The organism is Flavobacterium sp. WC2509 (assembly GCF_052683105.1).
Window position 1 is genome coordinate 1,788,216 of the sequence record NZ_JBQZFG010000001.1, and the last position, 25,080, is coordinate 1,813,295.

General features: G+C 30.6%; 23 protein-coding genes and 1 tRNA gene. 8 read left to right on the forward strand and 16 right to left on the reverse strand.

The annotated features are described in order from the left end of the window. Positions 1 to 4 precede the first annotated feature (4 nt). The 4 genes from ACUN3A_RS07440 to ACUN3A_RS07455 form a co-directional block, all read right to left on the reverse strand. Positions 5 to 508 (reverse strand): thioredoxin family protein, encoded by a 504-nt coding sequence (locus ACUN3A_RS07440; protein ID WP_445550677.1) that lies wholly within the window; start codon positions 506 to 508, stop codon positions 5 to 7. Between the two features lie 110 nt (positions 509 to 618). Further along, a complete protein-coding gene (locus tag ACUN3A_RS07445; RefSeq protein WP_445550678.1) occupies positions 619 to 2,130 on the reverse strand; it encodes a peptide MFS transporter in 1,512 nt (503 codons plus the stop codon). 91 nt (positions 2,131 to 2,221) lie between these two features. Beyond that, entirely contained in the window at positions 2,222 to 3,913 is a 1,692-nt protein-coding gene (locus tag ACUN3A_RS07450; RefSeq protein WP_445550679.1) for a peptide MFS transporter, read from the reverse strand. Positions 3,914 to 3,950: 37 nt separating this feature from the next. Continuing rightward, on the reverse strand, positions 3,951 to 6,128 hold the full coding sequence (locus ACUN3A_RS07455; protein WP_445550680.1) for a S9 family peptidase: 2,178 nt from the start codon (positions 6,126 to 6,128) through the stop codon (positions 3,951 to 3,953). A 466-nt stretch (positions 6,129 to 6,594) separates the two neighbouring features. Here ACUN3A_RS07455 and ACUN3A_RS07460 point away from each other — a divergent pair, with 466 nt between their 5' ends. Beyond that, on the forward strand, positions 6,595 to 7,911 hold the full coding sequence (locus ACUN3A_RS07460; protein WP_445550681.1) for a hydroxymethylglutaryl-CoA reductase, degradative: 1,317 nt from the start codon (positions 6,595 to 6,597) through the stop codon (positions 7,909 to 7,911). 141 nt (positions 7,912 to 8,052) lie between these two features. Beyond that, positions 8,053 to 8,964, forward strand: a complete 912-nt coding sequence (locus ACUN3A_RS07465) for a GYDIA family GHMP kinase (RefSeq protein ID WP_445550682.1) — start codon at positions 8,053 to 8,055, stop codon at positions 8,962 to 8,964. A gap of 54 nt (positions 8,965 to 9,018) precedes the next feature. Here ACUN3A_RS07465 and ACUN3A_RS07470 read toward each other — a convergent pair whose 3' ends face one another. From ACUN3A_RS07470 to ACUN3A_RS07500, 7 genes are all read right to left on the reverse strand, one after another. Next, a complete protein-coding gene (locus tag ACUN3A_RS07470; RefSeq protein WP_445550683.1) occupies positions 9,019 to 9,372 on the reverse strand; it encodes a hypothetical protein in 354 nt (117 codons plus the stop codon). Positions 9,373 to 9,810: 438 nt separating this feature from the next. Next, the gene (locus ACUN3A_RS07475) at positions 9,811 to 11,910 is read right to left on the reverse strand and encodes a peptidylprolyl isomerase (protein WP_445550684.1); all 2,100 of its coding nucleotides are present in this window, start codon (positions 11,908 to 11,910) and stop codon (positions 9,811 to 9,813) included. A 110-nt stretch (positions 11,911 to 12,020) separates the two neighbouring features. Continuing rightward, a complete protein-coding gene (locus ACUN3A_RS07480; protein WP_445550685.1) occupies positions 12,021 to 13,280 on the reverse strand; it encodes a hemolysin family protein in 1,260 nt (419 codons plus the stop codon). A 5-nt stretch (positions 13,281 to 13,285) separates the two neighbouring features. Next, positions 13,286 to 13,477: a hypothetical protein gene (locus ACUN3A_RS07485; protein WP_445550686.1), complete on the reverse strand. Its 192-nt coding sequence runs from the start codon at positions 13,475 to 13,477 to the stop codon at positions 13,286 to 13,288. A 15-nt stretch (positions 13,478 to 13,492) separates the two neighbouring features. After that, positions 13,493 to 14,047: an LPS export ABC transporter periplasmic protein LptC gene (gene lptC / locus ACUN3A_RS07490; RefSeq protein ID WP_445550687.1), complete on the reverse strand. Its 555-nt coding sequence runs from the start codon at positions 14,045 to 14,047 to the stop codon at positions 13,493 to 13,495. Positions 14,048 to 14,093: 46 nt separating this feature from the next. Next, the gene (locus ACUN3A_RS07495) at positions 14,094 to 15,344 is read right to left on the reverse strand and encodes a hypothetical protein (protein ID WP_445550688.1); all 1,251 of its coding nucleotides are present in this window, start codon (positions 15,342 to 15,344) and stop codon (positions 14,094 to 14,096) included. Continuing rightward, positions 15,337 to 16,071 (reverse strand): type III pantothenate kinase, encoded by a 735-nt coding sequence (locus tag ACUN3A_RS07500; protein WP_445550689.1) that lies wholly within the window; start codon positions 16,069 to 16,071, stop codon positions 15,337 to 15,339. The genes ACUN3A_RS07495 and ACUN3A_RS07500 overlap by 8 nt, the downstream gene beginning before the upstream one ends. Before the next feature lie 97 nt (positions 16,072 to 16,168). Between ACUN3A_RS07500 and ACUN3A_RS07505 the strand changes: the two genes are divergently transcribed. The 5 genes from ACUN3A_RS07505 to ACUN3A_RS07525 all read left to right on the forward strand — a co-directional run bounded on the left by ACUN3A_RS07505 (position 16,169) and on the right by ACUN3A_RS07525 (position 19,367). Continuing rightward, a tRNA-Phe gene (locus tag ACUN3A_RS07505) sits at positions 16,169 to 16,244 on the forward strand. 135 nt (positions 16,245 to 16,379) lie between these two features. Beyond that, the gene (locus ACUN3A_RS07510; protein WP_445550690.1) at positions 16,380 to 16,730 is read left to right on the forward strand and encodes an ISAon1 family transposase N-terminal region protein; all 351 of its coding nucleotides are present in this window, start codon (positions 16,380 to 16,382) and stop codon (positions 16,728 to 16,730) included. Between the two features lie 40 nt (positions 16,731 to 16,770). Next, on the forward strand, positions 16,771 to 17,706 hold the full coding sequence (locus ACUN3A_RS07515) for an ISAon1 family transposase (protein WP_445552817.1): 936 nt from the start codon (positions 16,771 to 16,773) through the stop codon (positions 17,704 to 17,706). Between the two features lie 443 nt (positions 17,707 to 18,149). After that, a complete protein-coding gene (locus ACUN3A_RS07520) occupies positions 18,150 to 18,485 on the forward strand; it encodes a response regulator (protein WP_445550691.1) in 336 nt (111 codons plus the stop codon). Between the two features lie 273 nt (positions 18,486 to 18,758). Next, positions 18,759 to 19,367, forward strand: coding sequence for a DUF937 domain-containing protein (locus ACUN3A_RS07525; RefSeq protein ID WP_445550692.1), 609 nt, complete (start codon positions 18,759 to 18,761; stop codon positions 19,365 to 19,367). Positions 19,368 to 19,433: 66 nt separating this feature from the next. On the opposite strand, the gene ACUN3A_RS07530 is transcribed toward ACUN3A_RS07525, so the two are convergent. Together ACUN3A_RS07530 and ACUN3A_RS07535 are read right to left on the reverse strand one after the other, a co-directional pair. Further along, positions 19,434 to 19,796, reverse strand: a complete 363-nt coding sequence (locus ACUN3A_RS07530; RefSeq protein ID WP_445550693.1) for a nuclear transport factor 2 family protein — start codon at positions 19,794 to 19,796, stop codon at positions 19,434 to 19,436. Between the two features lie 78 nt (positions 19,797 to 19,874). Continuing rightward, positions 19,875 to 20,783, reverse strand: coding sequence for a pseudouridine synthase (locus tag ACUN3A_RS07535; RefSeq protein ID WP_445550694.1), 909 nt, complete (start codon positions 20,781 to 20,783; stop codon positions 19,875 to 19,877). A gap of 374 nt (positions 20,784 to 21,157) precedes the next feature. On the opposite strand from ACUN3A_RS07535, the gene ACUN3A_RS07540 reads away from it, so the two are divergent. Continuing rightward, positions 21,158 to 22,804, forward strand: coding sequence for a hypothetical protein (locus tag ACUN3A_RS07540; RefSeq protein ID WP_445550695.1), 1,647 nt, complete (start codon positions 21,158 to 21,160; stop codon positions 22,802 to 22,804). An 85-nt stretch (positions 22,805 to 22,889) separates the two neighbouring features. Here ACUN3A_RS07540 and ACUN3A_RS07545 read toward each other — a convergent pair whose 3' ends face one another. From ACUN3A_RS07545 to ACUN3A_RS07555, 3 genes are read right to left on the reverse strand one after another with little or no spacing between them, the layout of a single operon-like run. Beyond that, positions 22,890 to 23,846, reverse strand: a complete 957-nt coding sequence (locus ACUN3A_RS07545) for a geranylgeranylglycerol-phosphate geranylgeranyltransferase (RefSeq protein WP_445550696.1) — start codon at positions 23,844 to 23,846, stop codon at positions 22,890 to 22,892. A gap of 43 nt (positions 23,847 to 23,889) precedes the next feature. After that, positions 23,890 to 24,828 carry a mevalonate kinase family protein gene (locus ACUN3A_RS07550; RefSeq protein WP_445550697.1) on the reverse strand — a complete coding sequence of 313 codons (939 nt, stop codon included), beginning with the start codon at positions 24,826 to 24,828 and terminating at the stop codon, positions 23,890 to 23,892. 47 nt (positions 24,829 to 24,875) lie between these two features. After that, positions 24,876 to 25,070 carry a hypothetical protein gene (locus tag ACUN3A_RS07555; protein WP_445550698.1) on the reverse strand — a complete coding sequence of 65 codons (195 nt, stop codon included), beginning with the start codon at positions 25,068 to 25,070 and terminating at the stop codon, positions 24,876 to 24,878. Positions 25,071 to 25,080: the final 10 nt, after the last annotated feature.

Below are 25,080 nucleotides of genomic sequence, written 5' to 3' on the forward strand. Positions count from 1 at the left end.
ATTTTTATGCTTTTTTAGCTTTTGATTTAGGCTCTGGACCTAAAACAGGTTTTTTCACAAAAGGTTCAGCTGTAGCAATCCAAGCCGCTGGTCCTCCATTTACATAACCTGTACTCCCCAAAGGTTCTAAATTTACTTTTCCTTCCTTGTTTAACTTAGCATTCACAAAATAAACTGTTGGATATCCTTGTATTCCAAGTACTTGTTGCAATTCGTTATTTTGTTTTTTTAGTTCTTCAGATTGAGCTGTTCTTCTAGGATAATCCAACTCTACAAGAACTACACTTTCTTTTGCCCATTTACTAAACTCAGGTGTTGTAAGTACTTCCTTTTGCAAACGAATACACCATCCACACCAATCACTTCCAGTAAAAAAAAGTAATAATGGTTTTTTTTCTTTATTAGAAACTTTAGTAGCTTCTTTTACATCTGTGTACCATTTTAATTCTTGCGCTTGAGAAATGCTGATCCCAATAAAGAAAAATGCAACTAAAAATATTTTTTTCATCTATTTAATTTTTTAATCAATGTCAAATTTATAAAAAACTGAGCTTTATTATCCCAAAAACATATTTATTTAATACAAATTTATACAAAAATAACGCCAAAAGTTATCTACTACTTTACTTCTTGCATTAATTTTTTTACCAAAGGAGAAATCAGTATTAAAATTATCCCGGCAATCAAAGCATAAACACCTAATTGTTTGTACCCTTCAGCATATACATTTAATTTTTCAAGGTTGGTAGCATGTTCAGAAGCTTCTGCTATATTGGCACCTAATAGACCCGCAAAATACTGACCATAAGCACTAGCTAAAAACCACATTCCCATGATTACAGCTTGCGTTTTTAAAGGTGATAGTTTTGTCATCGCAGACATACCAATCGGTGACAAACAAAGTTCCCCAAAAGTAATAACAAACCAACCAAAAGTAAACACACCTAAAGAAGTTCTACCATCTGATCCTGCAAAGAATTTGGTATAGTAAAATATCCAAAAACCCGCCGCAAGAAATAAAAATGCTAATCCAAATTTAATTACAGTATTAGGCTCCATTTTTCTTTTTGCCATCCATAACCAAACCAATCCTACTAAAGCTGCAAAACCAATTACAAAGAAAGAATTCGCCGAATTATTCACTCCATTTGGACTCAACGGCACTCCAAGAATAGTATTGTTCAGATTATTTACTGCGAAAATACTCAATGATCCTCCGCTTTGTTCGAAAAATGCCCAAAAGAAAATAGAGAATATGATAAAAATTAAAGCCGCAAACAGTTTCTTATTTTCTTCTTTTGAAAAGTTTTTCATTTCATATAATAAATATAAAATGGAAGCCGGACCAATAAACATCATAAAATAATCCGTATAAACTGTATTGGCAACCATAATAATAATCACAGGAATAATCAACAATGAACCAAGATACGTTAGCCTTTCCATTTTTTTCTTTTTGGAACTATCGATGTTCGCTAATGGGGAAAGTCCAATTGTTCCTAATGTCTTTTGAGTTTGTGTAAATGTCAAAAGACTAATAATCATTACAATTGCTGCAAAACCAAAACCAACATTCCAGCGCAAATGTTCAGGAACCATCGATTGCCACATAGAACCTTCAGCAACCGCTATACAGATATACCCTCCAATTAATGCACCAAGATTTACTCCCATATAAAAGAATGAGAACCCTGCATCTCTTCTGGGATCTCCTTCTTGATATAGCTGTCCAACCATTGAAGAAATATTGGGTTTAAAAAATCCAGTTCCAACAATAGTAAATCCTATTCCGATAAAAAATAAGCTTTTTGGATCAATTGCCAAGATAACACTTCCAATAATCATTAAAATTCCTCCCCAAAATAATGATTTTCTTAATCCCAAAATTTTATCAGCAAACAATCCACCAATAAAAGTAAAAGCATATACCCACGCTTGTGTTGCCCCATATTGTAGATTAGCAACTGTATCATTCATGCCTAATTGACCAACCATAAATACAACTAACATCCCTCTCATTCCGTAGAAACAAAAACGCTCCCACATTTCACTAAAAAACAAATACCACAATTGTTTAGGATATTTTCCTTTAAAATTTTGAATTTGTTCTAAACTTAAATCTTCTTTCATTGTAATTATTTTGAGTGTGATAAATAAAAAACATCATCACTTTGATGGAATCAAAAGGATGATGTTTTTAAGTATTTTTTATTTTATAGCATTATCTAACACCGTGCATCATTTTTTTCAAAAACGGAGTTAATAAAAATAATAATATTGCAGCTAGTCCTGTCAACGAAACAAAAACCATAAAAAATTCGAATAAATTATGAATTTCAAAACCAACAAAAACTGGATTATGATCCATAATTTGATTTTTATCTAATAATTGTAATTGCTCTGCTGTAGGTGTTATTTTTTTGTCCAAAACAGCCTGTAAATCAATACCCAATTCTTTTGCTTTAGCAAATTTATCTCCCGTCGCTGGCAATATAGCTCCTAAAGTTCCTGCTAAGGCATATCCAGATGCATTCGACAAGAAAAACACTCCGTATAATAATGAAGAAAAACGTTTTGGCGATAATTTTCCAACCAATGATAAACCAATTGGTGAAAGACAAAGTTCTGCACAAGTGTTTAATAAATACAATAGAATCAACCATTTTACAGCCAATAATCCAGAGTTACCTAAATCTTTTACCTGATTGGCAATCATAAAGAAACTGATAGCAATTATTAACAACCCTAAAGCCAATTTTACTGGAGAAATTGGTTCTTTATCATTGGCTCTTAATTTATCCCACAACATACTAAACGGAACGGCTAATGCGACAACAAACATTCCATTAAAAATTTGAACCATTGAAGCCGGCATTGCCCAGCCAAAAAAGTCTCTATCCGTTTGATTATCCGCTATAAAAGTTAAAGATGAACCCGCTTGCTCAAATGCAGCCCAAAAGAAAATTATGAAAAAAGAGATAATATAAATAACCCAAATTCGGTCTTTCTCAACTTTAGTCAATGAACTATCCGACAAAATCAATCCTGCCAAAGTAATACCACAGGCATAGATAATTGGGTAAATAATAGTTTTTACAACATTATCTCCATCTACTGAAAAATGAAATAAAAAGAACATTCCAATAAAAGCGACTACTGAAACCATTAATGCTTTAGGAGAAAAAACAGCACTTTGCGCCTCTCCCTCTTCATAATCAGATGATTCATTTTTAGAAGGCAGTCCACCTAATGGCTTTCCTTCTGGAGTAACAACATATTTATTTTTTAAGACATAAAACACCAACGTTCCTATAAGCATTGCTATCGCAGCAGCAAGAAATCCCCATTTAAAAGCGTGAATATCTCTAACACCGCCTACGCTTTTTACATCTCCTACTAATGGACAAATGAATTGACCAAGAAAAGCTCCTATATTAATTCCCATATAGAAAATAGTAAAGGCTGTGTCCAATTTGCTTTTTTCTTGCTTTGGATACAAACTCCCTACCATACTAGAAATATTTGGCTTGAAAAAACCATTTCCAAAAATGATTACTCCTAACCCAGAATACATAATGGCTGTAGCTAAACCTATATTATCTCCAAAAATACTTGCACTGGTAAATAATAATAACTGACCAATAGCCATTAACAATCCACCAAGCAAAATACAATTTCTATTTCCAAAAAAACGATCTGCAATAAAACCTCCTAACATTGGAGTCAAATAACAAAGACCCAAAAAACCTCCATATATCAAAGAAGCATCTTCTTCTTTCATCAATAAAGAATTTACTAAAAATAGAGTCAACAGGGTCCGCATTCCATAGAAGTTGAAACGTTCCCACATTTCGGTTCCAAATAACACCCAAAGCCCTTTTGGATGTGCAGTATTCTTTTGAGTTTCAGTCATATTTTTGGGGTATTTATTTTTGTATTTGCGATTAGTATTATAAATTTTCTTTTATAAAGTTAGTCATTTTATTATATAATTGAATTCTTGTTTTTCCTCCATAAATTCCGTGATTTTTGTCTGGATAAATTTGAGAATCAAATTGCTTATTAGCTTGAATCAATGCTTCCATCATTTGCATCGTATTTTGTACATGCACATTATCATCACCAGAACCATGAATTAATAAAAACTTCCCTTTTAATTTACTAACATGGTTTATTGGGGAATTTTGATCGTAACCACTAGCATTTTCTTGTGGAGTTTGCATATATCTTTCTGTGTAAATACTGTCATAAAAACGCCAGTTGGTTACAGGAGCCACAGCGATTGCCATTTTAAAAACATTAGCTCCTTGAAAAATACAATTTGATGCCATAAATCCACCATAAGACCATCCAAAAATACCAATTCTTGATGCATCAACATAAGGATAAGTTCCTAACACTTTTGCGGCGTCTATTTGATCTTCAACTTCATATTTTCCTAATTGCAATTGTGTCACTTTTTTGAAATCAGCACCTTTATAACCAGTCCCTCTGCCATCAACACATGCAACAATATAACCTTGTTGTGTTAACATCATAAACCAATAATCATCTGCAGCATTCCAATCGTTATTAACTTGCTGTGATCCTGGTCCAGAATATTGATACATAAAAACTGGATACTTTTTTGAAGCATCAAAATCTTTTGGCTTCATAATCCAAGCATTTAGTTCGTTTCCTTTTGCCGTTTTTAAAACAAAAAATTCTTTAGAAGGTAAATTATAAGACTTTAATTTAGAAGTAAGTACTTGGTTATTTTCGATAACTTGAATTTCTTTACCTACTTTAGACTCATTTAACGTATAAGTTGTAGGCTGAGAAGTGCTTGAAAAAGTGTTAATAAAGAATTGAAAATTAGGGCTAAAAGTCGCCATATTTGTACCCGTATTTTTAGACAAACGCACTTTGTTTTTTCCGTCTATTCCTATGCGGTAAATATCTCTGTTGATAGAACCATTTTCTGTAGATTGATAAAAAATGGTTTTTGTTTTTTCGTCGAAGCCGTAGTATGAAGTAACCTCCCAGTTTCCTTTTGTAACTTGATTTTTAAGTTTTCCAGTTTTATCATAGACGTAAATATGATTAAAACCGTCTTTTTCACTTGTCCAGATAAAACTATTATCTTGTAAAAAAGTAAGATTGTCTGTATCGACAAAATCTATATATGCTTTATCTTTTTCGTTCAGAACCACTTTAGCAACACCAGTTGTTGCGTCAATAAATAGCAAATCCAAATTATCTTGGTGACGATTAAGCACTTTCGCGGACAAAATGTTAGCATCATTCGTCCATTCTATTCTTGGAATATAAAAATCCGTGTAGTTTCCTAAATTTATGTTTTTAGCCGTACTCGCATTTACATCATAAATATGTAACGAAACTAGCGAATTTTTCTCTCCTGCCTTAGGATATTTGAAAGTCTCAATTGTTGGATACAAACTTTTTTCAAAAATAGACATTGAAAATTCCGGAACTTCACTTTCGTCAAAACGAATATAAGCTACTTTTTTACTGTCTTTACTCCAATCAAATGCCCGCACAAAAGCGAATTCTTCTTCATAAACCCAATCCGTAATACCATTTATGACAGCATTTTTCTTTCCATCCGTAGTAATAGCCGTTGATTTTTTGGTCGCTATATCATAAACATATAAGTTGTTATCTTTAGCATAAGCAATTTTATTTCCATCAGGAGAAAAAGTTGGTTCTTGCACCTTAGAATCAAAAAGCTTAGTTAGAGTTTTGGTTGTAAGATCATATAAAAAATAATCAGCAATAAAAGAATGGCGGAAAATTTTATCCAAATTACAAGCGATTAAAATCTTTTTTTCAGAAGCATCAAACGTATAACTATCTATTCCATCAGCAAGCGCTGCAAAATTTTTAGTATCAATTAAGTTTGATTCTTTTTTTAAAGTTGCAAAATCATACAAATCGATTTGCATACTTCTAGTTGTTCTATCAAAATTCAATACCGTATATTGATTGGTATTTTGCAATGATTGTAATTCATCCATTCCATTGGCACGAAAAGCACCTGTAAAAATCTCATCAATAGTGATTTTTTGTTGTCCAAATACAGATACACACAAAAAGAAAAATAACGCAGTAATCTTATTAGAATTCATATATAGGTAAAATTTGTTTCATATAGAAGGCTTTAGAATTGCCTATTATAACTTGTATATACATAATAGTATTAACGAATTTATAGCAAAGCTTTTTTATTATATCGATTAAGTTATAAAAACGACAATTTTAGTGAAAATTTTACAATTAAAACACTTTTATGCTGTTAAATGTTATAAAAAAACATTTTTAACAGTCCTTATGAATGTTTCTCAACAACTGAATAAATACCAAACATTCTTCCTATTAAATATGTTATATTAAAAATTACACACAAAACAGTAATGAAAGTAAATTTTCACAGCTCATGTGATTGAAAATAATTTCAACACTATTCATAATTCAAAATCTTCTTTTTTTGAGAAAATCAATCCTCTAATTTTCAAAATAAATCCACAAAATCAATTGCAACAAAAAAATAAATGAATGTGTATCTTTGCCCTATAAAGCTATAATCTATTTTGTATGAACAACGCGGTTGCTGGATTTTCTAAATTATCCAAAGAAGAAAAAATAAACTGGATTGCTAATCACTATTTTTCAACTCCAAGTGAAGCAGTTACATTACTTAAAAACTATTGGAATGCTGACGAAAAAATTCAGAAACTACACGATGAATTCATAGAAAACACCATCTCGAACTTTTACATCCCCTTGGGTGTGGCTCCCAATTTTTTAATAAATGGAAAATATCATACCATTCCAATGGCAATTGAAGAGAGTTCAGTAGTAGCAGCGGCTTCAAAAGCAGCCAAATTCTGGTCTACTCGTGGCGGATTTAAAGCAACCGTTATTGATACCGAAAAAATAGGACAGGTTCATTTTATCTATAAAGGAGACCCATCAAAATTAGCATTATTCTTTAGCCAATTAAAATCAAAATTATTTGATGCAACCGAAAATATCACCAAAAACATGCAAAAGCGTGGCGGTGGAATTTTGGATATCATCCTAAAAGACAAAACTGATTTACTTGACAATTATTTTCAACTCCATGCCACTTTTGAAACAAAAGACAGCATGGGAGCCAATTTCATCAACTCTTGTTTGGAAGTATTTGCCAAAACATTAAAAGAAGAAGCCCACACTTTTGAGCAATTTTCAGAAGAAGAAAAAAATATAGAAGTGGTCATGAGCATCCTTTCCAACTATGTTCCAAATTGCATAGTTCGCGCTGAAGTATCTTGCCCAATAGAAGATTTAGTTGAGAAACACATCGAAAATCCACAAGATTTTGCAACCAAGTTTATACAAGCCGTTCAAATTGCCGAAGTCGAACCTTTCCGTGCAGTAACCCATAATAAAGGAATCATGAACGGAGTCGATGCTGTTGTTCTTGCCACAGGAAATGATTTTAGAGCCATTGAAGCTGGTATTCATGCTTATGCTTCAAAAGATGGACAATATTCTAGCTTATCCCATGCCAAAATAGAAAATGGAATATTTAGTTTTTGGATGGAAATTCCTTTAGCACTAGGAACTGTCGGCGGCTTAACATCACTTCATCCTTTGGTCAAACTATCATTGGAGATGCTCGAAAAACCTTCCGCCAAAGAGCTGATGCAAATAGTCGCAGTTGCAGGATTGGCACAAAATTTTGCTGCATTACGTTCCCTGACCACCACCGGAATTCAAGATGGACACATGAAAATGCACTTAAATAATATCCTCAACCAATTTGAAGCCAATGAAGAGGAACGTCTTTTAACAAAAAAACACTTCAAACATCATGTCGTTTCACATAGTGGAGTTGTAGATTTTCTAGAAAATTTAAGGAAATAATTATTTTTATTAAGAGCTATTCCCGCTATTCGTTACAATCTTTTGTGCCGAACACCGGCACAAAAGGATTTCCACTACTATCGGGGCTAAAAAAACAAAGTCAATTATAAAAAACATAATCTTATTTCATATTCTTTTCAAATGAAAACAACTTACTACAGCAACGGCAAACTTTTAATAACAGGAGAATATCTCGTTCTTGATGGCGCAAAAGCATTAGCCTTGCCAACAAAGTTTGGACAAAACCTGATCGTTGAAAAGAATAATAATGAAGGAATTAAATGGACAAGTTATGATTCCGATGGAAGCGTTTGGTTTGATGAAACAATTCCGTTTTCTGCAATTACTTCTACAACTTCTTTTGAGAAAGAATCGATAAAAAATATCTTAATTACCATTTTGAGAACAGCCTACCAGCTCAATCCGAATGAGCTTTTAAATTCGCAAGGCTTCATCGTATCAACTCAATTAACTTTTCCAAGAAAATGGGGTCTCGGAACGTCTTCTACATTAATAAATAATATTGCACAATGGTTCAAAATTGACGCTTTTACACTGCTAAAAAACAGCTTTGGAGGTAGTGGCTATGATATAGCTTGTGCTCAAAATAACAATCCTATTCTATACCATATTGCCCAAGAAAAACCTATTGTTGAAAAAGTAAAATTTAACCCTAACTTTTTATCAGATCTTTATTTTGTTTATCTCAATAAAAAGCAAAGTAGCAAAAGTGCGATAGCTTCTTATAAAGAGAAAAAAAATGATTTGGAAACTCAAAGAGAAATTATAAATCAAATAACACAAACAGTTTTAAACGCTGAAAATGAATTGTCTTTTACAGAAGCACTAGAAAATCACGAAAAAATACTGAGTACTATCCTTGAAACCAAAACGGTTAAAGAAACTTTATTTCCAGATTTTAAGGGAACTATAAAAAGCCTTGGAGCTTGGGGTGGCGATTTTGTATTAGTTGTTTCAGGAGAAAATCCTAAATCATATTTTTTAAATAAAGGATATGAAACAATTATTGATTATAGCGAAATGATTCTATAAATTACAATAGAAATTTATAAATCCATCAAATGCAATATTAATTAGATAGATTAATTAATTAACTTTTTTATTCTCACTAAATTTTGATGCCTCTAGTTGAATAGTTTCTTTTTCACTCTCGTGTGATTCAACAAGCGTCTTATGTAAACGCTCTGCCATCTTTTCAATACTAGATGTAATAGAATCGCAGACCAATTCCATTCTATGATGCTTTTCTTCTTTTATAGCATTCAAAACATCTTCAACAAAACTTTTGTCATATTTCTCAGAAACAGAGTCATGTGTATTTGTTAGTCTAATAACATCATCATTACTAAACACAGTAACTCTAAAGTGCTGTTCTTCATTACTCAAATAATATTTTCCTCCTAATTCGTCACAGTTTATATCTGTGGTACTAAGTTTCAATAACTCAGTAATTATTCCAAAAATATGATTCTCAATTTTGGAATACTCTTTCGGCTTTTTTTTAAAAAAACTAAACATACAAATTATTTTTTAATTAAAATATTCCAAGTAATCCATCTTCATTTTATAGAAATAACAGTATTTATACGACATTATTACTTTAAAATTTCTGTAGCAAATTAATGACAAATTTTTCAATAAGACAAATTCTCTAGATTATATACCAAAAAAAACTTTTAACGGCAATATTTTTCAAAAAAAGAGACACAAAATCTTATAATAAAAAATCCTTAACCTACTGAATCCTTGAAACATATCATTTGCACTAAATAATTTATATAGCGCAAATTATTCAAACACAGTAAAGATTATCCAAAGAAAAGCCTGATACTTGCAGTTTAAAGTATCAGGCTTTTCTTTTGTATGATATAAAATTACTTAGTAATTAAAATCTTTTCTGTTGTCTTTGATGTCAGCATCTTCTTTCAAAGCTGGCAATACTCGATTTGCATCTGAAGCGCTTTGTGCTTTTAATTTAGCTACATTATCAGCATAGCTTTTTAAAGCTGGAGCTTTTACTGTACTTGTATTTTTCACTACGTAAACCCCAGTAACTCCTTCAATTGGTGCAGAAACTTTATTTGCACCCAAAGCGAATGCATTTCCAACTACTTTAGCTTCTTGCCCAACACCACCAGGTAAAACTGGATTTTCTAAAGTAATATCTGTTGCTTTTTGAACAGTAGAACCTGTCGCTTTTGCAATCGCCTCTAATGAACTTCCGTTCATTTTAGCTTTTAACAATTCCGCTTTTTTCTTGTTTTTAAGAATTGATTCTACATACGGTCTTGCTTGTTCAACTGGAACTAATCCTGAATTATCAATAGACTTAAGTTTAGCAATTACATGCCCTAAATTAGCCACTTCAAATCTTTTAACAGTTCCTTCTTTAGTATCTTTCTCAAAAGCCCATCTTACAATAGTCCTTTGATTTCCTAAAGGTCCAAAATTTTCATCCATTCCTTTTACAGAAACAGCTGGAGATACAGTAAGTCCTTCTGTTTTTGCAACAGTATTAAAATCTTTATCCGCAACTTCCATTTCGAATTTAGTTGCTTTTTCAAATACTTTATCAGAAGTAGCTTCTGAAGCTTCAATTTTTTGAGCTACAGTTGCTAAACGCACACCGTCTTGTTTATCAGTAACTTTAATAATGTGGAAACCAAAAGGCGTTTCAACCAATCCAATTTTTCCAATTCCGTTATTAAAAACAAAATCATTAAAAGGTTTTACCATTTGATTTGGTCCAAAATAACCTAAATCACCTCCTTGTTGAGAAGAAGAATCATCAGAAGCTGTAAAAGCTAACATTAAAAAACTATCTGGATTTGCAATTACTTGAGCTAAAATAGCTTCTGCTTTTGCTTTTGCTTCTGCTTTAGTTCTTTTTTCTTTTTGATTAGGAACCTGAGTTCCTTCATAACTAATAAGGATATGACTTGCTTTAGCATTTACACCTGCTTTTTTACCTAAAGATTTAGAAATACAGTAGTATTTACCATAAACATAAGGTCCGTAAATCTCTCCATGTGCTAAATTGTATAATTTGTCTGCATCAACAGCTGGCAAATCTTTTTTAGCCACATAAGTAGAATCATAAGGCAAATCTGAATTTGAATTTACAAATTCCGCAATATTTTTAGCCGTTTTAAATCCAGCCAAAGTATCGTTTTTACCAGTTGCTTGGTTATACTCTACTCTTCCAGACAACAATGAAGTAAGTTTAGTTTTAACATCATTAATATCTGCAGCAGACGCTTTATCTTCTACCAAAACGTACTCAACACTACGAGTTTCTTCTGACTTGAATTTCTTTGGACTCGCTTTCATATACTCTAATACATCAGCATCAGTAATTTTTACTTCACTGTCTTTGATGGTAGAAAACAAACCAGCAACATAATCAAAATTAACTTTGTTAGTCGCTAATTCATAATTGAATTTCCCTTCGCTTTCAGTTGTGTAAATACCCGATTTAATCAAAGTATTATAGATTTGAAATTTTGCATTCAATTCTGCATCTTTTTCTCTATCTTTTAAGTATTGAGCTTGCTCAGGATTTGATTTAAAATATTCTTTAAATTTTGCAACATCAAACATCCCTGCTGCGTTCAAAAACATTGGGTTTTTACCAATATTTTGATCTCCTTTAAGAATATCCATGATATGTTTCTCTCCTACTCTTAATCCTAATTTATCAAATTCGGCAGATAGCAAAGCGATAGTCACTTCTTGATCCCATACTCTTCTAGACGCTTCTGTTGCAGAAATTCCTTGCCCACTTTTCTCGACATTACTCACTTTAAGTCTAAAGTCTTCAAATGCGATATCTTTTCCATTGATACTTCCAACATCCTTTGAGCTTTTACCAAAATTCCCTTTTGTAAAAAGATCTTGTATAATAAATGAAAATAATGCTAGAGCAATAACTCCAATCATTATAGCGGAATGTTGTCTAATTTTTGATAAAACTGCCATTGTATATTATTATTTATTTTAAAATTTTGTTTGCGAAAATACAATTATCTAATTAATAATTATAGAACTACTGTTTTTTTTTTGTTTTTTTTTAATTAAAAAAAACAAACCTAGTCTTTGATTGTCATTTTAACCAATTCAATCTTCTTATTTGTTGCTTCTTCAATGGTAAAATGAAAATTTTCAATAGTGATTTCATCATTATTTTGAGGAATTTCCTTGGTAAAATTTACGATAAATCCTCCTAGCGTTCCATAGGAATCACTCTCTGGAATTGCCAATTTATAAGTTTGATTCAAATATTCCACATCTAAGCGCGTAGAGAATAAAAAGGAGTTATCAGCCAATTCTTTTTCAATTAATTTCTCATCTAAATCGTGTTCATCGTCAATTTCCCCAAAAAGTTCTTCAACAATATCTTCAATCGTCACAATCCCGGATGTTCCACCGTATTCATCCAAAACTACCGCTACGCTTTTTCGTTTTTTGGTCAATAAGTTCATTGCATCTTTTACAAAAATAGTTTCTGGAATAAATTCTACAGAAATTACAATTTCCGCAATACTGCTTGGTTTTTTAAACAAATCAAAAGAATGTACATACCCAATAATATCGTCTAATGAATTTTGGTAAACCACCATTTTAGAATAACCTGTTTCAATAAATAACGCTTTAAGATCTTCTACCGACTCTTTTACATCAATAGCAGCAATTTCTGTCCTTGGAGTCATAACATCTCTTGCTTTTACACCTGAAAAATCCAACGCATTTCTAAAAATTTGTATTTCTGAATCTACATCTTCATGATCTTCAACAGTACTCATTTGTTCGGTAATATAATTCCCCAATTCTATTTTACTGAAATAAAGCTGTACTTGATCACCTTCGGTTTTAAAAAATCTTTTTAAAACGAAATCTGAAATCCAAATTAAAAAAGAAGAAATAAAATAAAATACCTTATAAAAGAAATAAGCAGGTATTGCAAAAAACTTAATCAGTGAATTGGCATAAATTTGAAAAAAAACTTTAGGAAGAAATTCAGCCGTAATTAAAACTATTAAAGTTGAAACTACCGTTTGAATTAAAAGACTTGTCAATGCCGAAATATGCAATTCAAAGCGCAACAATAAACTCATCAATAATTCACCCATAAAAAAACCGTAAACCACTAATGCTATATTATTCCCAATAAGCATAGCTGCAATAAACTTGGATGGTTTCTCGGTAAGTTTAGTAAGTGTTCTGGAAAGAAAACTATCTTGTTTTTTCTCTAATTCAAGATAAATTTTATTGGAGGAGATAAAAGCTATCTCCATTCCTGAAAAAAAAGCACATAGTATTAAGCACAATATTATGATACCTATTTCCATTTTAATTAAGATTGTTTATTTCTATCTTCAAATTTTTTAGCAAACTTTCTTCTAAAGAAAAACATAAAAATAGCAAGTCCCGCAATAACAAAACTCAACAATGGAGTTTCAGTAGTATTCCATTTTGTATATCCATCATATAAAAAATAGATTCCAAAAGCCAAATATAAATAAGAAGTATATTTTAAAAAATTCATGTGTTTTGTTTTATATTATTCTGAGGATTCAATTTCCCCTTGTATTCGTTGTGAATTAATAGTTTTGAAATCTTTACTAAAATCAATTCCTTGACCTGTTGAACCATTTTTAGCATCGGTCAATTTATATTTTTTCTCTGTATAAAACCATTGATTTTTTTGATCGAAATACAATTGCTCCGTTTCTAGTATTTGCCCTGATTCAGAAGTGATTTTTACCTTCCCCTGTAAATCTATAATATTGGTTTGTTTATAAGAAATCGCATAATTGGACCTGATGAATGTTCTCTTCCCTTTATCATCATAAATAGTCACATCTACACCCTTAGGAAATTCTGTAAATGCAAAATCGACATTGGAGTAATCGAACATTTTTGGACTCACCAATATAGATTTTATTTTCCCAGAATCAGTATATTTTAAATTCACAAAATCAGCATCCCCACTTGGAACAAATTCGGAATAGTCATTTTTATGAACTTCTTTAAAATTACTTTCACAACCAAAAAAAACACCTATAATGATGAAAAGCGATAAAACAAATGAAACATCCTTATTTAAAAAAATCATAGTATGTATTTAAACAGCACAGAAGAATCTTTTCTCCGATTCAAAATTAGTCAATTTTTCTATGCCCAAACCATTTGTCGTTAAGAGAAAAACTCACCGAAAGACTAAAATAATTCTCCTGAACCAATCCATGAGAAGTTGTACCTCTTTGTCCATATTCTAAACCGATGTTTGCATTAGAGATACTTCCAAGAATTGGTAAACCCATTCCGAAAGTAATTGCTTTTTCGTTAATTTCTTCAGCGTTGATTACCGTTCCTGTTTTGGTATATTTCAGACCTCCTCTGTAAACTATCTTTTGATAATATTTTGAAAAAAGATTATTATTAGGAACATAAAACCCTCCTAAACTATAACTAGAATATTTACCATAAGTAACATTATCTGCAGTATTATAGTCATTGGCTAATTTTCCAACATTTTGAAAAACCAACTGTGTTCCTAACAACCATTTCCTAGTTTCACCTACTCCAAAACCAAAAGTTACTTTTTGAGGAATTTTCAAATCGGTTCTAATTTCTTTTTCAGCTAAAGCATCGTAAACGGCAACATCATAATTAGCATTATAAGTCACTGTCGAAACTGTTTTAGTATTTGTAGAAGATAGTATTCCTTGAGGAGCGTATGTAAAACTAGTATACAAGTTAGTTTTTTTATGAATTTTGTACTTATACATTGCTCCAAAATTAGCAGAAAACCCATTCAAATCAGCTTTATTTTTTTCTTCGGTTCCAATCAAAACACCCGTTAAAAATTCTAAATTTGAGTTATTGATTCTTCCAAAATTATACTGTATATCACCTCCAATTAATAGATTAGGAATGATTGTGTATCCCAATGAAAAAAAGGCTTTGTTTAACCCACCAGTCCCTTTCAACACATTATTATTACCATCTATCTCAGGATTAGTTGATTGGATATTATATCCCACTGAGGTATACGGCAACAATCCAAATCCAACCCCTATTTTTCCTAAAGGTAAAGCTACTGCCAAGTAATCTATAGTAGTTCTTTGTGCATTATCGCTTTTCGAATCCGTTTTCAATTGAGTAGATGTATAATTCAATGCAATGGTAAAAGCAGTAAACCTCATAGCTGCAAAACTCGCAGGATTCAAAATATTTATATGAAGACTGTCTTGTTCAATATTCAACCCTCCCATAGAACGATTTTCAAGATTTCCTTTAAATCTGGCCTCCCCAATTCCAAAAAAAGAATAAGGTGAAGCTGATCCACTTTGAGCATTAGACATTAGTGAAAAAAAGAAACATGCAATAACAATAATTTTTTTAATCATTTTCTATTTTATATTGAAAAATTTGGTTCAAACTTTCTAACAGAAAATTTGAATTGGCAAATATGGTATTTTTTAATCGTTTAGCCAAAAAAACTGCATCTCCACCAGTTAAAATTATTATAAAATTTGAGTTCAATGCTTTATATTCCTCTATAAAACCGCTTATTTCATAGACCAATCCATTTACCACTCCAGAATGCAACGATTCTGAGGTTGATTTACCTATAAAATATTCTGGATCTTCTAATTGCAATAAAGGAAGTTTTGCCGTAAAGTCATGCAAAGCTTTGTATCTCAAAAGTAACCCAGGTGAAATTGCTCCACCCTGATAATTATTTAATTCATCGACAAAATCATATGTAATACAAGTACCTGCATCAATAACTAAACGGTTTTGATTCGGAAATTGAAGTGTTGCACCTGCAGCAAGCACCATTCTATCCACACCTAAAGTTTGAGGTGTCTTATAACGATTAACAAATGGAAATAAATCATTATGAGAAACGAAATGAACACCAACAAGGTTTTCAAACTCTAAAAAAACATCTTTTTCAACATCAGAAACCGAGGAAACAACTAAATAAGTTACCTCTTTATATTTTTTTAAAATATTTTTAATTTTTTTTGAAAGCTCTGTTTTAAAAAAAACAAAAATTTCTAAAATTGTATCGCCCTCAAATACAGCAGTTTTAATCCTGGTATTTCCAACATCAATAGCTAGAATCATAATTCATATTTAACGATGCGAAGATACGAATTGATTTTTTTTAAAAATTGTTTTGGATAAATTAAAAATGGTTCTATATTTGCACCCGCGTTAGCATGGTGCCTTAGCTCAGATGGTAGAGCAATGGACTGAAAATCCATGTGTCCCTGGTTCGATCCCTGGAGGCACCACCAAAACCCACTAAGAAATTAGTGGGTTTTTTGTTTTTATTCCATTTTGGATCTAATAATAAAACAAAAAAGGGATCAATCCCAAAATCTGGGGAGGAATAATTAAAAAGTCTGATATTTGTAAAAAACAGCAAAGAATTGGAATCGTATATAGAATTATTGAAATTAATCTTACCCGAGTTTTTGATTGAAAATTTTAATCTTACTTCCTTCAAAAATTCAGAAGAAAATCTGCATCTGTATTTTGAGGAAAAAGCTACTGCTCCAAAAGAATTTGCTTCAATAGAATTAGTCTCAAAAGGCTTTTTGGATGAAATTACTATTCAGGATTTTCCTTTAAGAGGTAAGTTTGTCTATTTACATATTAAAAGACGACGTTGGACAAACAAAACTACCCAAGAAATCATTAAAAGAGATTGGACTTTAGTTGCCAAAGGAACCCGCATGACACATGAGTTTGCGGCTTTTTTAAAAGAAATTAATCGATAACAGCGCTATCGATTGTAACACCATTGGAGGTTTCTTCGGAATCAACGGTAAAAAACTTCAACGACAATATAAAAAACATCTGAGTTCCTTCAGTACTTGGGCTCCCCGAGAACATGCTCATCAATGGATTGTTTATCCTGAAAATATGGGTACACATTTGTCAATTGATGAAGTGGCTTTGTCTCAGGGAGAACTTTATACAATTGTAACCAACAAAACATTCAAGGGCAAAAAAGGTTCTTTAGTGGCTATTATTGCTGGAACTAAGGCTGATAAGGTCATAGAGCACATCTGTAAAATTGATTATAAAAGCAGATGCTGTGTCAAAGAAATAACACTCGATATGGCTAATTCTATGAAGCTAATTTCAAAGAGATGCTTCCCGAAAGCTATACAAGTTACAGATAGATTTCATGTTCAAAAATTAGCCTTGGAAGCATTACAGGAGATTAGAATCAAACATCGATGGGAAGCTATGGATTTTGATAACCAATTGATATTACAAGCAAAAAGAGAGAATAAAACATATGTCCCAGAGCTTTTACCTAATGGGGATTCTATAAAACAACTATTGGCAAGAAGCAGATATGTACTGTATAAATCCCGCGAAAAATGGACCCAGAACCAAAATGAAAGAGCTAAAATGTTATTTGGGCTATATCCAGATATAAAAACAGCCTATAACCTGGTTCAACAACTTCGAGGCATTTACAACAGCAACAATGATAAACACGTTGCCATGACTAAACTGGCACATTGGTACAGAAATGTAGAGGAATCTGGTTTTAAAAACTTTAATATCCTGCTCAACACCATAACTTTTAACTATCAGTCAATCTTAAATTATTTTGATAATAGAAGCACTAATGCTTCTGCGGAATCTTTTAATGCCAAAATAAAAGCATTTAGATCTCAATTCAGGGGAGTGAGAAAGATAGATTTCTTCTTATTCAGATTATCTAATCTTTTTGCCTAATCCCCAACTTTTGCACCTGATCCCAAAAAAGGATCTAATTCAAAATTCACCATTGCTAATATCTCTATTGCAAACGAGTATTCTATATATAAACCAACTTATATAAGGTAATAATTCCCTTAAATTTAAAAAAAGACATTCCTCTAAAATAAAGGAAGCTAATAATAATTATCGATTTGCTATAAATGATAATGGAGTTGGAATTAAAGAACAAAACATCGAAAAAATAATTATTATTTTTAAATAATTGAACAACAGAGAAAATGTCGTAAAACGAGAAAAACCTAACCATTTTCAAAAAGAATATTATTTTACATAAAGGAAATACCTAGGCAGAATCTTCGTTAAAACACGACACAATCACATACTTTACTATACAGAAAGTTTAGATTGATTACATCTAATATCTTAATTTTACACATTAAAATCCATAAAAATAACTAATGAAAAAATTAAACTCTGTATTGTTAATTGATGACGATAAAGCAATAAATTTTATCACCAAAATGCTCATCAAGAAAGCAAAAATAACAGATCATGTTGAAACTACATTAAATGGACAAGAAGCATTAGATTACTTAACTAACTCAGGAAAATACAAAAAAGCAGATGGAATATACCCACAACCTATGCTAATTTTTCTTGATATCAATATGCCTAATATGAATGGATGGGAATTTGCTGAAGCTTTTTCTAAATTGGATTCAAATCAAAAGGAGATACAAAAATTATTATGCTCACCAGCTCCATTAACCCAGATGACAAAGAAAGAGCCTTGAAACTTTCTGTAGTTTCAGGGTTTCAAAGCAAAATCCTTACAATGGAAGGGCTGACATCTGTTTTGGATGAATATTTTATCGGATAACCTGATCAAATCATCCATTAATATACTTAAAAAAATGTTTTTTAATTAAGAATAAATCATAAAATATAATTTTTTGTTAAATGTTATATTTTTTTACATATATTTATCCGATAATCGACAAAAAAAGGCACTTAGTCGATTATTTAAAAATAATGCAAATAAATATTTACTTGATAAAAGATAAAATATGACCCCAATTTTACTTAATCAATTACGGAGTATGATAACTTCTCCATTAATTTCAATGTTTTGCAAAAAATTTGAAGAGAATGAAGTTTTAATGAGAAAATCAATTGACACCAGTATCTGTTCGGTACTTATTGGTCTTAATAATGTAATAGATAATATTGTGTTATATAACGAAGTCGTTGAATCGATAATTTCTACCGAATTCTATAAAACAACAGAATATAATAACGGAAAAATATCTTCACTAAATTATTCATTTGAATATGAAGGCTTTAATTCTTTAAATTTAATTTTTTCGGTTAAAAAAGGACGCATATCCGAAATGATTTCTAATGAAATTGGTATCAAAAGTGAAACTGCCGGGGCCATTTTAAACTTTGCAGCTATGTTAATCCTGTCACATTTAAAAAACGAAAAACAACAAATTACAAATATTCAAGACTATTTAAACGCTGAAAAAAAAGCAATATTAAATACCGTTCCAGAAGGAATCAGAATCATCCTTGGATATCCTAATTTTGAGTGTGAAGACACATACTACTGTTCTGATACTTTAGTCAAAACAAAATTAAAACCTCATTTCTTTAGTAAAATTTTCAAATTATAATTAAAAAAATCCCATTTCACTTTTCTAAGTCAAATGGGATTTTTCTAAGTTAGAATTGGTTTTATATTATCCATGATATACTCTCGAAGCAACAATTTTATTTTCTTTTACAACCAGAACTTCAGCAACAAGCATATCCATCTCACCATCAACTGAACGCACATATTCCATAAATACGCGATCTGTATTAGCGGTTAAAGATGTTACTTTATAATGCAAACTAGGCAATCTGTCAAAAGCATCTTGCCACCAACTTCTTAGAGCTTCTTGTCCAACAACTAAACCTTCAGTTTCTGGTTTTCGTATTTTTAATTTTGGACTAAAGTGAGCTGCTTCCTCATCATATAAAGATAATAATTGTTCTAAATTATGGTCATTAAACGCCTCAAACCATTTATAAGCTATGGATTGTAATTTTTCTGTTGTCATTCCTTTCTCTATTTTTTACATTAAAAAATCCCTTTGCAAATGAATGAAAGGGATTTGAAATTTTATGATTTAAAAAAATTATACGTTTTTCAAATTGATAATTTCTTGTTCTGTAAGTAGCCTCCAATTTCCTCTCGGTAAATTTTTCTTAGTTAATCCAGCAAAAGCTACGCGATCAACTCTAAGAACATTGTATTGAAAATGTTCAAAAATAGCACGAACTACTTTTATATTAGAAGATTTTAATTGAATTCCTATTTCGCTTTTGGCTTCACCATCAATATAACTTACATCTTCAACCAAAACACGGTGTCCATCTAACACAAGTCCTTTATTTATTTTTTCTAAATCTTCAAATTTCAGATTTTTATCTAACGAAACTTGATAGATTTTAGAAGATTTTTGACTCGGTAAAGAGAATTTACGAATCATATCAGTATCATTAGTAAATACTAACAAACCTGTTGTATTCTTATCCATTCTACCAATAGGTCCGATTTTAGAGTTAGTAGAACCTTTAACTAGTTCTAAAACATTTCTATATTCCTGACCTTCATCGAGTGCAGTTGTAAAGTTTTTAGGCTTGTTTAATAAGATGTAGACTTTTTTCTCTGGAGTCAAAACAACACCATCAAAATTCACAACATCTCCAGGTTTTACCATGTATCCCATTTCGGTAACTGGAATTCCATTAACTTTTACATTACCTGATTGAATATAAATATCGGCATCACGTCTAGAGCAAGTTCCAGAATTTGAAATATATTTATTCAAACGGATTTCATCTTTTACCTTAGGTCTCTTTGGCGCTTGATTTGGTTTCTTTTCTACTTTATTAGCCTCTACTTCGGCAGCTTTAGTATTTATTTTTACTTTTTTAGGTCCCTGAGCCCTTTTTTGCATCGCAGGTTTTGGCTTATTGGAACTTGGTCTAGAACTAGTTGGTCTAGCACCACTTCTTTTATTATTGCCTTCCTTGTTATTCATAATATTCTATAATTTGGTGCAAAGATACTATTTATATCATTGCCAATCACAACTGCAAATCATTAAGTTATGATGACTAAACGTTAAGGTATTAAAGAATCATTTTTCTTCAAAAATAATTTTTAGGTGCCAATCTTTATAATTCGTTTTAATATTTTGATCCAAAATATTTTATGTGGTTTTTAAAAGAGTTTTTCTTGATCTCCTCAACTCTTCAGTAAAAAACAGCTTTCATTCTGTAAATATTTTATTAATTTTTAAAATTGTTTTTGCAATCTATTATTTATAAATTCGTGCATAACAGAAGATCTAAGAAGTCAGTATTGCTTTTAGAATTCCATTTATAAATAAAATCAACACTAAGTTCTATTATTATGAGTTTTGCAAAACCTATTTTAAAAAAGAGTATTCTACTATTTATCTTTATTATTCCCTTCATTAGCTATTCTTTTGCTTCTAACAAATTATCTATTTTTACAATTAACCAAATCAAACCAGAAATTGGTTTTATAGCGCATAACATGCCGTATGATTTCATTTATACTGATGGAGTTTATAATAATGGAGAAGGCAAGTGTAAATTCGAACAAAATTATGATGAACCAATTGAATGGGATAATTTTACCCTTGATTTTGATTTTTTTACCAATAAAAAAAGAGAGCAATGGCCAATAATGATGGGGACTGCTACCAGATCAATTGGTTTTTTACTTAACAAGAATATGACAATTGAGATCACGGCAAATAACCAAAAACAAACCTATCAAACTCAAGGTAGATATGAAACCAACAGATGGTATCATGTTAAAATTGTAAAGTTCAACAACAACACTGAGATATACCTTAATGAAACAAAAATCGGAGAATTTCAAATTCAAATTGACGAAGACGCAAAAAATAATTCCCAAAATAATATATCTTCTGTAAACTATTCCAACGGAATTGCTTTTGATGGAGGCCTAAGAAATATCATTTATATCAAAAATGGAAATCTTGAATTTTCTGAAAAAATCCATAAAAAATACGCTTCGAAATATAATGACGAAAATCTAGTATTTTCAAAAACTGAAAATGTCTTTCAAAAAACAAATGAATACAAACTATTGAACCTTAACTGGAAATCCTTTAAAGTTCAATTTGACTACATACATACCGATGATGAAAATAAATTAATCATTGGAGACAAATGGAAAATTATTGATTTTCACACTATAAACGATACTGCTTCAATTTCAATAAACAATAATCGAATCAGTTATTTAAGTGCTTTACAATTAGTTCCAGAACATAAATATAAAATTGAAATCATAATTAACAATGATCTGTTACAAATGTCGATAGATGATAACGTTATTTTGACTACTCGATTTGACTATTATAATGAAAAAATATTAGAAACAGAAAACGAAATTTTTGTGATTTCTAAAAAAGAGAAGCCATCAAATATTTTTAAAAGTTTGACAGTTGCAAACAATGTTATTCCTAAAAAGATTACAAACCCTTCTTTAACTTTCCAGAAAAATAATAGCTCAATTGACACAATAAATGAAGGAGTATTAGAAGCATTATTCATACCTCCATTCGAATTAAACATAAAAGAGATTGATCCTAATAATGAATTTGCTTTTACAAAAAGTATTTCAGGATTCAATACTGATTCATTTGAAATGGATTTTGACTTTTTAACCAATAACAAACAAGAACAAGATTTAATTGCTTTAGGAGTATATACTAAATATTCTGAAATTGATTTATCAATTGTAGATAATCATTTGATTTTTAAAACTAACAACAAAAAATCAATCATTAAACCTTTCAATTCTAATACTATTAAAAAAAACTGGAATAATTGTAAAATAACATATGAAAACGGATTCCTAAAAATTTATCTCAACAACATTAAAACACATGAAATAAAATTTAAATTTCAGGAACAATTTTATAAATCAAAATTGCTTTCAATAAGAAACACTTTTGTAGGGCAGTTTAAAAATCTTTATATATATGAATCTGTCAAATAATGTCCGTAATTAAAGATTGCCTCATTTCTCATAAATAATCGATTAAATTATTCCTCTTGTGATTAATAAAGGACTGGAAAACAAATTAAATCGACAGCAATATTTTTTTTCCGTGCCATAAAACACTTGGGTTAATCAAAACAATACAAAAAACACCAGCTACAATAAGGAATTTCAATAAATTGTGGAGCATTACATACTGAGCCTTAGTATGCCATTTCCATAAATACAACAGAAAAAAAATCAAAACTATAAAGCCAAAATAAAAGTAAATATCCATGTATCCAACATCATAAATATTGATTAAAAAATAAACAGGCAAAACAGTTAATAATGTCAATCCAGTAATTATTTTTTTGGATGTGTCTTCTCCATAAATAATTGGAATGGTTTTGTAATCATTGGCAAAATCTCCTTTTAAATTTTCTAAATCCTTTATCATTTCTCTAATTAAGATCAACAAGAACAAGAAAATACCATGCGAAAGTACCACTGCAAGTTTACTACTATTGCTTTCGATTTCATACAAAGGCATTCTTAAATAATAATACCATAAGATTCCAAAAAATGGAAGGACTGCTAAAAATGCCGCCATTAAATTTCCAATTAAAGGATACCTTTTAATTTTATGGGAATAAAACCAAATCAGAAAGATATAAGATGAGTAGAATAAAAAAGCTTTAAAAGAAACAAAAAAAGCAATTATAGCCACAAAAAAATTAAGGCTAAAATACACTTGTAACTTCGTTTTTTGACTCACCAAGCGATCCAATTTTGATTTATTCGGACGATTAATTAAATCTTTTTTACTATCATAAAAACTATTGATAATATAACCAGAAGCAATAGTCAAACTAGAACACATCACAATAATAAAAAGACGAAAATCTAATAATATTGACAAAGCTCTTTGCTCTGGAGCCAATATAAAGATAGCCGATAAATATTGTGCTAAAGCTATAATGGGTATATTATAACCTCTAACGACAGAGAATAAACTGATAATTTTTAATATAAAAAGTTTATGCTTTCTGCTTAACATGGAATTTGTTTAGATTTTATGGGGCGTTTATTATTATTAAATATTAAAACTGATAAACTACTTCCAATTTAAAGTCTTTCAACGATGCTTTAGCTTTCTCTAAATTTTCTGTAAAACCTAATATATAACCGCCGCCGCCAGAACCGCACAACTTCAAATAATAATCATTTGAATCAATTCCTTCTTGCCAAATTCCGTGAAATTGTTCAGGAATCATTGGTTTAAAATTATTCAAAACAACTTTTGATAGTTTTTTAGTATTTTCAAATAATGACTTCATATCGCCACCTAGGAAATTCTCCACACAAGCATCTGTATATTTTACAAATTGATTCTTTAACATCGTACGAAAACCTTGGTCTTTTAGGTTTTCCATAAAAATATTAACCATTGGAGCCGTTTCGCCCACTATTCCTGAATCTAGTAAAAATACCGCTCTTTTCCCATCAAGACTTTGAGTAGGGATTCCTGTCGCTTCAATATTATCTTTTGAATTTATTAAAATTGGAATACTCAAATAACTGTTCAATGGATCAAGTCCAGAACTCTTTCCATGGAAAAAACTCTCCATTTGAGAAAAAATTGTTTTTAACTTTAATAATTTTTCACGAGTTAAATTTTCTAAAACTGTGATTTTATGTTGAGCATATTTATCATAAATAGCCGCTACCAAAGCGCCACTACTACCTACTCCATATCCTTGCGGAATACTAGAATCAAAATACATTCCTGTTTGAACATCATTATTTAAAGCCTCCAAATCAAAAGTTACTAAATCAGGTTGCTCTTTTTGTAATTTTTCTAAATAGACAACAAATCGTTTCAAATGCCCATTTGAATCTATTGCTTCAGCAGTAGGATTAGTGTTTTTCTTTAAGGCTCCGTTGTAAAAATTATAAGGTATTGATAATCCTTTGGAGTCACGAATAATTCCGTACTCTCCAAAGAGTAATATTTTTGAATAAAATAAAGGTCCTTTCATGTATTTTTTTTAATTATCAATTGGGGTTGGCAATTATATTGTTTATTTTAAAAATCGACTACATCTCCACGATTTTCATTTTGTATTCCGATGTTTATTTCTTCCTGCTGTTCGGGCGTTAATTCCTCCCAAACCTCTTTTTCTTTTTCTTCAAAAACAGCACTAATTTTCTTTAGAAGATTAATATCCTTTGTCTTTACTATCTTCTTGATTAATTCTAATTTTTCAGCATTCAAGTCCATGATTGTGTCA

Excerpts from the sequence above, each read along its gene's own strand:
- ACUN3A_RS07480 (WP_445550685.1), bottom strand. The coding sequence starts at position 13,280 with ATGGAAATAGGTATCATAATATTGTGCTTAATACTATGTGCTTTTTTT.
- ACUN3A_RS07445 (WP_445550678.1), bottom strand. The coding sequence starts at position 2,130 with ATGAAAGAAGATTTAAGTTTAGAACAAATTCAAAATTTTAAAGGAAAA.
- ACUN3A_RS07530 (WP_445550693.1), bottom strand. The coding sequence starts at position 19,796 with ATGACAACAGAAAAATTACAATCCATAGCTTATAAATGGTTTGAGGCG.
- ACUN3A_RS07550 (WP_445550697.1), bottom strand. The coding sequence starts at position 24,828 with ATGAAAGGACCTTTATTTTATTCAAAAATATTACTCTTTGGAGAGTAC.
- ACUN3A_RS07535 (WP_445550694.1), bottom strand. The coding sequence starts at position 20,783 with ATGAATAACAAGGAAGGCAATAATAAAAGAAGTGGTGCTAGACCAACT.
- ACUN3A_RS07460 (WP_445550681.1), top strand. The coding sequence starts at position 6,595 with ATGAACAACGCGGTTGCTGGATTTTCTAAATTATCCAAAGAAGAAAAA.
- ACUN3A_RS07525 (WP_445550692.1), top strand. The coding sequence starts at position 18,759 with ATGACCCCAATTTTACTTAATCAATTACGGAGTATGATAACTTCTCCA.
- ACUN3A_RS07440 (WP_445550677.1), bottom strand. The coding sequence starts at position 508 with ATGAAAAAAATATTTTTAGTTGCATTTTTCTTTATTGGGATCAGCATT.
- lptC (WP_445550687.1), bottom strand. The coding sequence starts at position 14,047 with ATGATTTTTTTAAATAAGGATGTTTCATTTGTTTTATCGCTTTTCATC.
- ACUN3A_RS07555 (WP_445550698.1), bottom strand. The coding sequence starts at position 25,070 with ATGGACTTGAATGCTGAAAAATTAGAATTAATCAAGAAGATAGTAAAG.
- ACUN3A_RS07450 (WP_445550679.1), bottom strand. The coding sequence starts at position 3,913 with ATGACTGAAACTCAAAAGAATACTGCACATCCAAAAGGGCTTTGGGTG.
- ACUN3A_RS07465 (WP_445550682.1), top strand. The coding sequence starts at position 8,053 with ATGAAAACAACTTACTACAGCAACGGCAAACTTTTAATAACAGGAGAA.
- ACUN3A_RS07520 (WP_445550691.1), top strand. The coding sequence starts at position 18,150 with ATGAAAAAATTAAACTCTGTATTGTTAATTGATGACGATAAAGCAATA.
- ACUN3A_RS07475 (WP_445550684.1), bottom strand. The coding sequence starts at position 11,910 with ATGGCAGTTTTATCAAAAATTAGACAACATTCCGCTATAATGATTGGA.
- ACUN3A_RS07540 (WP_445550695.1), top strand. The coding sequence starts at position 21,158 with ATGAGTTTTGCAAAACCTATTTTAAAAAAGAGTATTCTACTATTTATC.
- ACUN3A_RS07485 (WP_445550686.1), bottom strand. The coding sequence starts at position 13,477 with ATGAATTTTTTAAAATATACTTCTTATTTATATTTGGCTTTTGGAATC.
- ACUN3A_RS07500 (WP_445550689.1), bottom strand. The coding sequence starts at position 16,071 with ATGATTCTAGCTATTGATGTTGGAAATACCAGGATTAAAACTGCTGTA.
- ACUN3A_RS07495 (WP_445550688.1), bottom strand. The coding sequence starts at position 15,344 with ATGATTAAAAAAATTATTGTTATTGCATGTTTCTTTTTTTCACTAATG.
- ACUN3A_RS07545 (WP_445550696.1), bottom strand. The coding sequence starts at position 23,846 with ATGTTAAGCAGAAAGCATAAACTTTTTATATTAAAAATTATCAGTTTA.
- ACUN3A_RS07455 (WP_445550680.1), bottom strand. The coding sequence starts at position 6,128 with ATGAATTCTAATAAGATTACTGCGTTATTTTTCTTTTTGTGTGTATCT.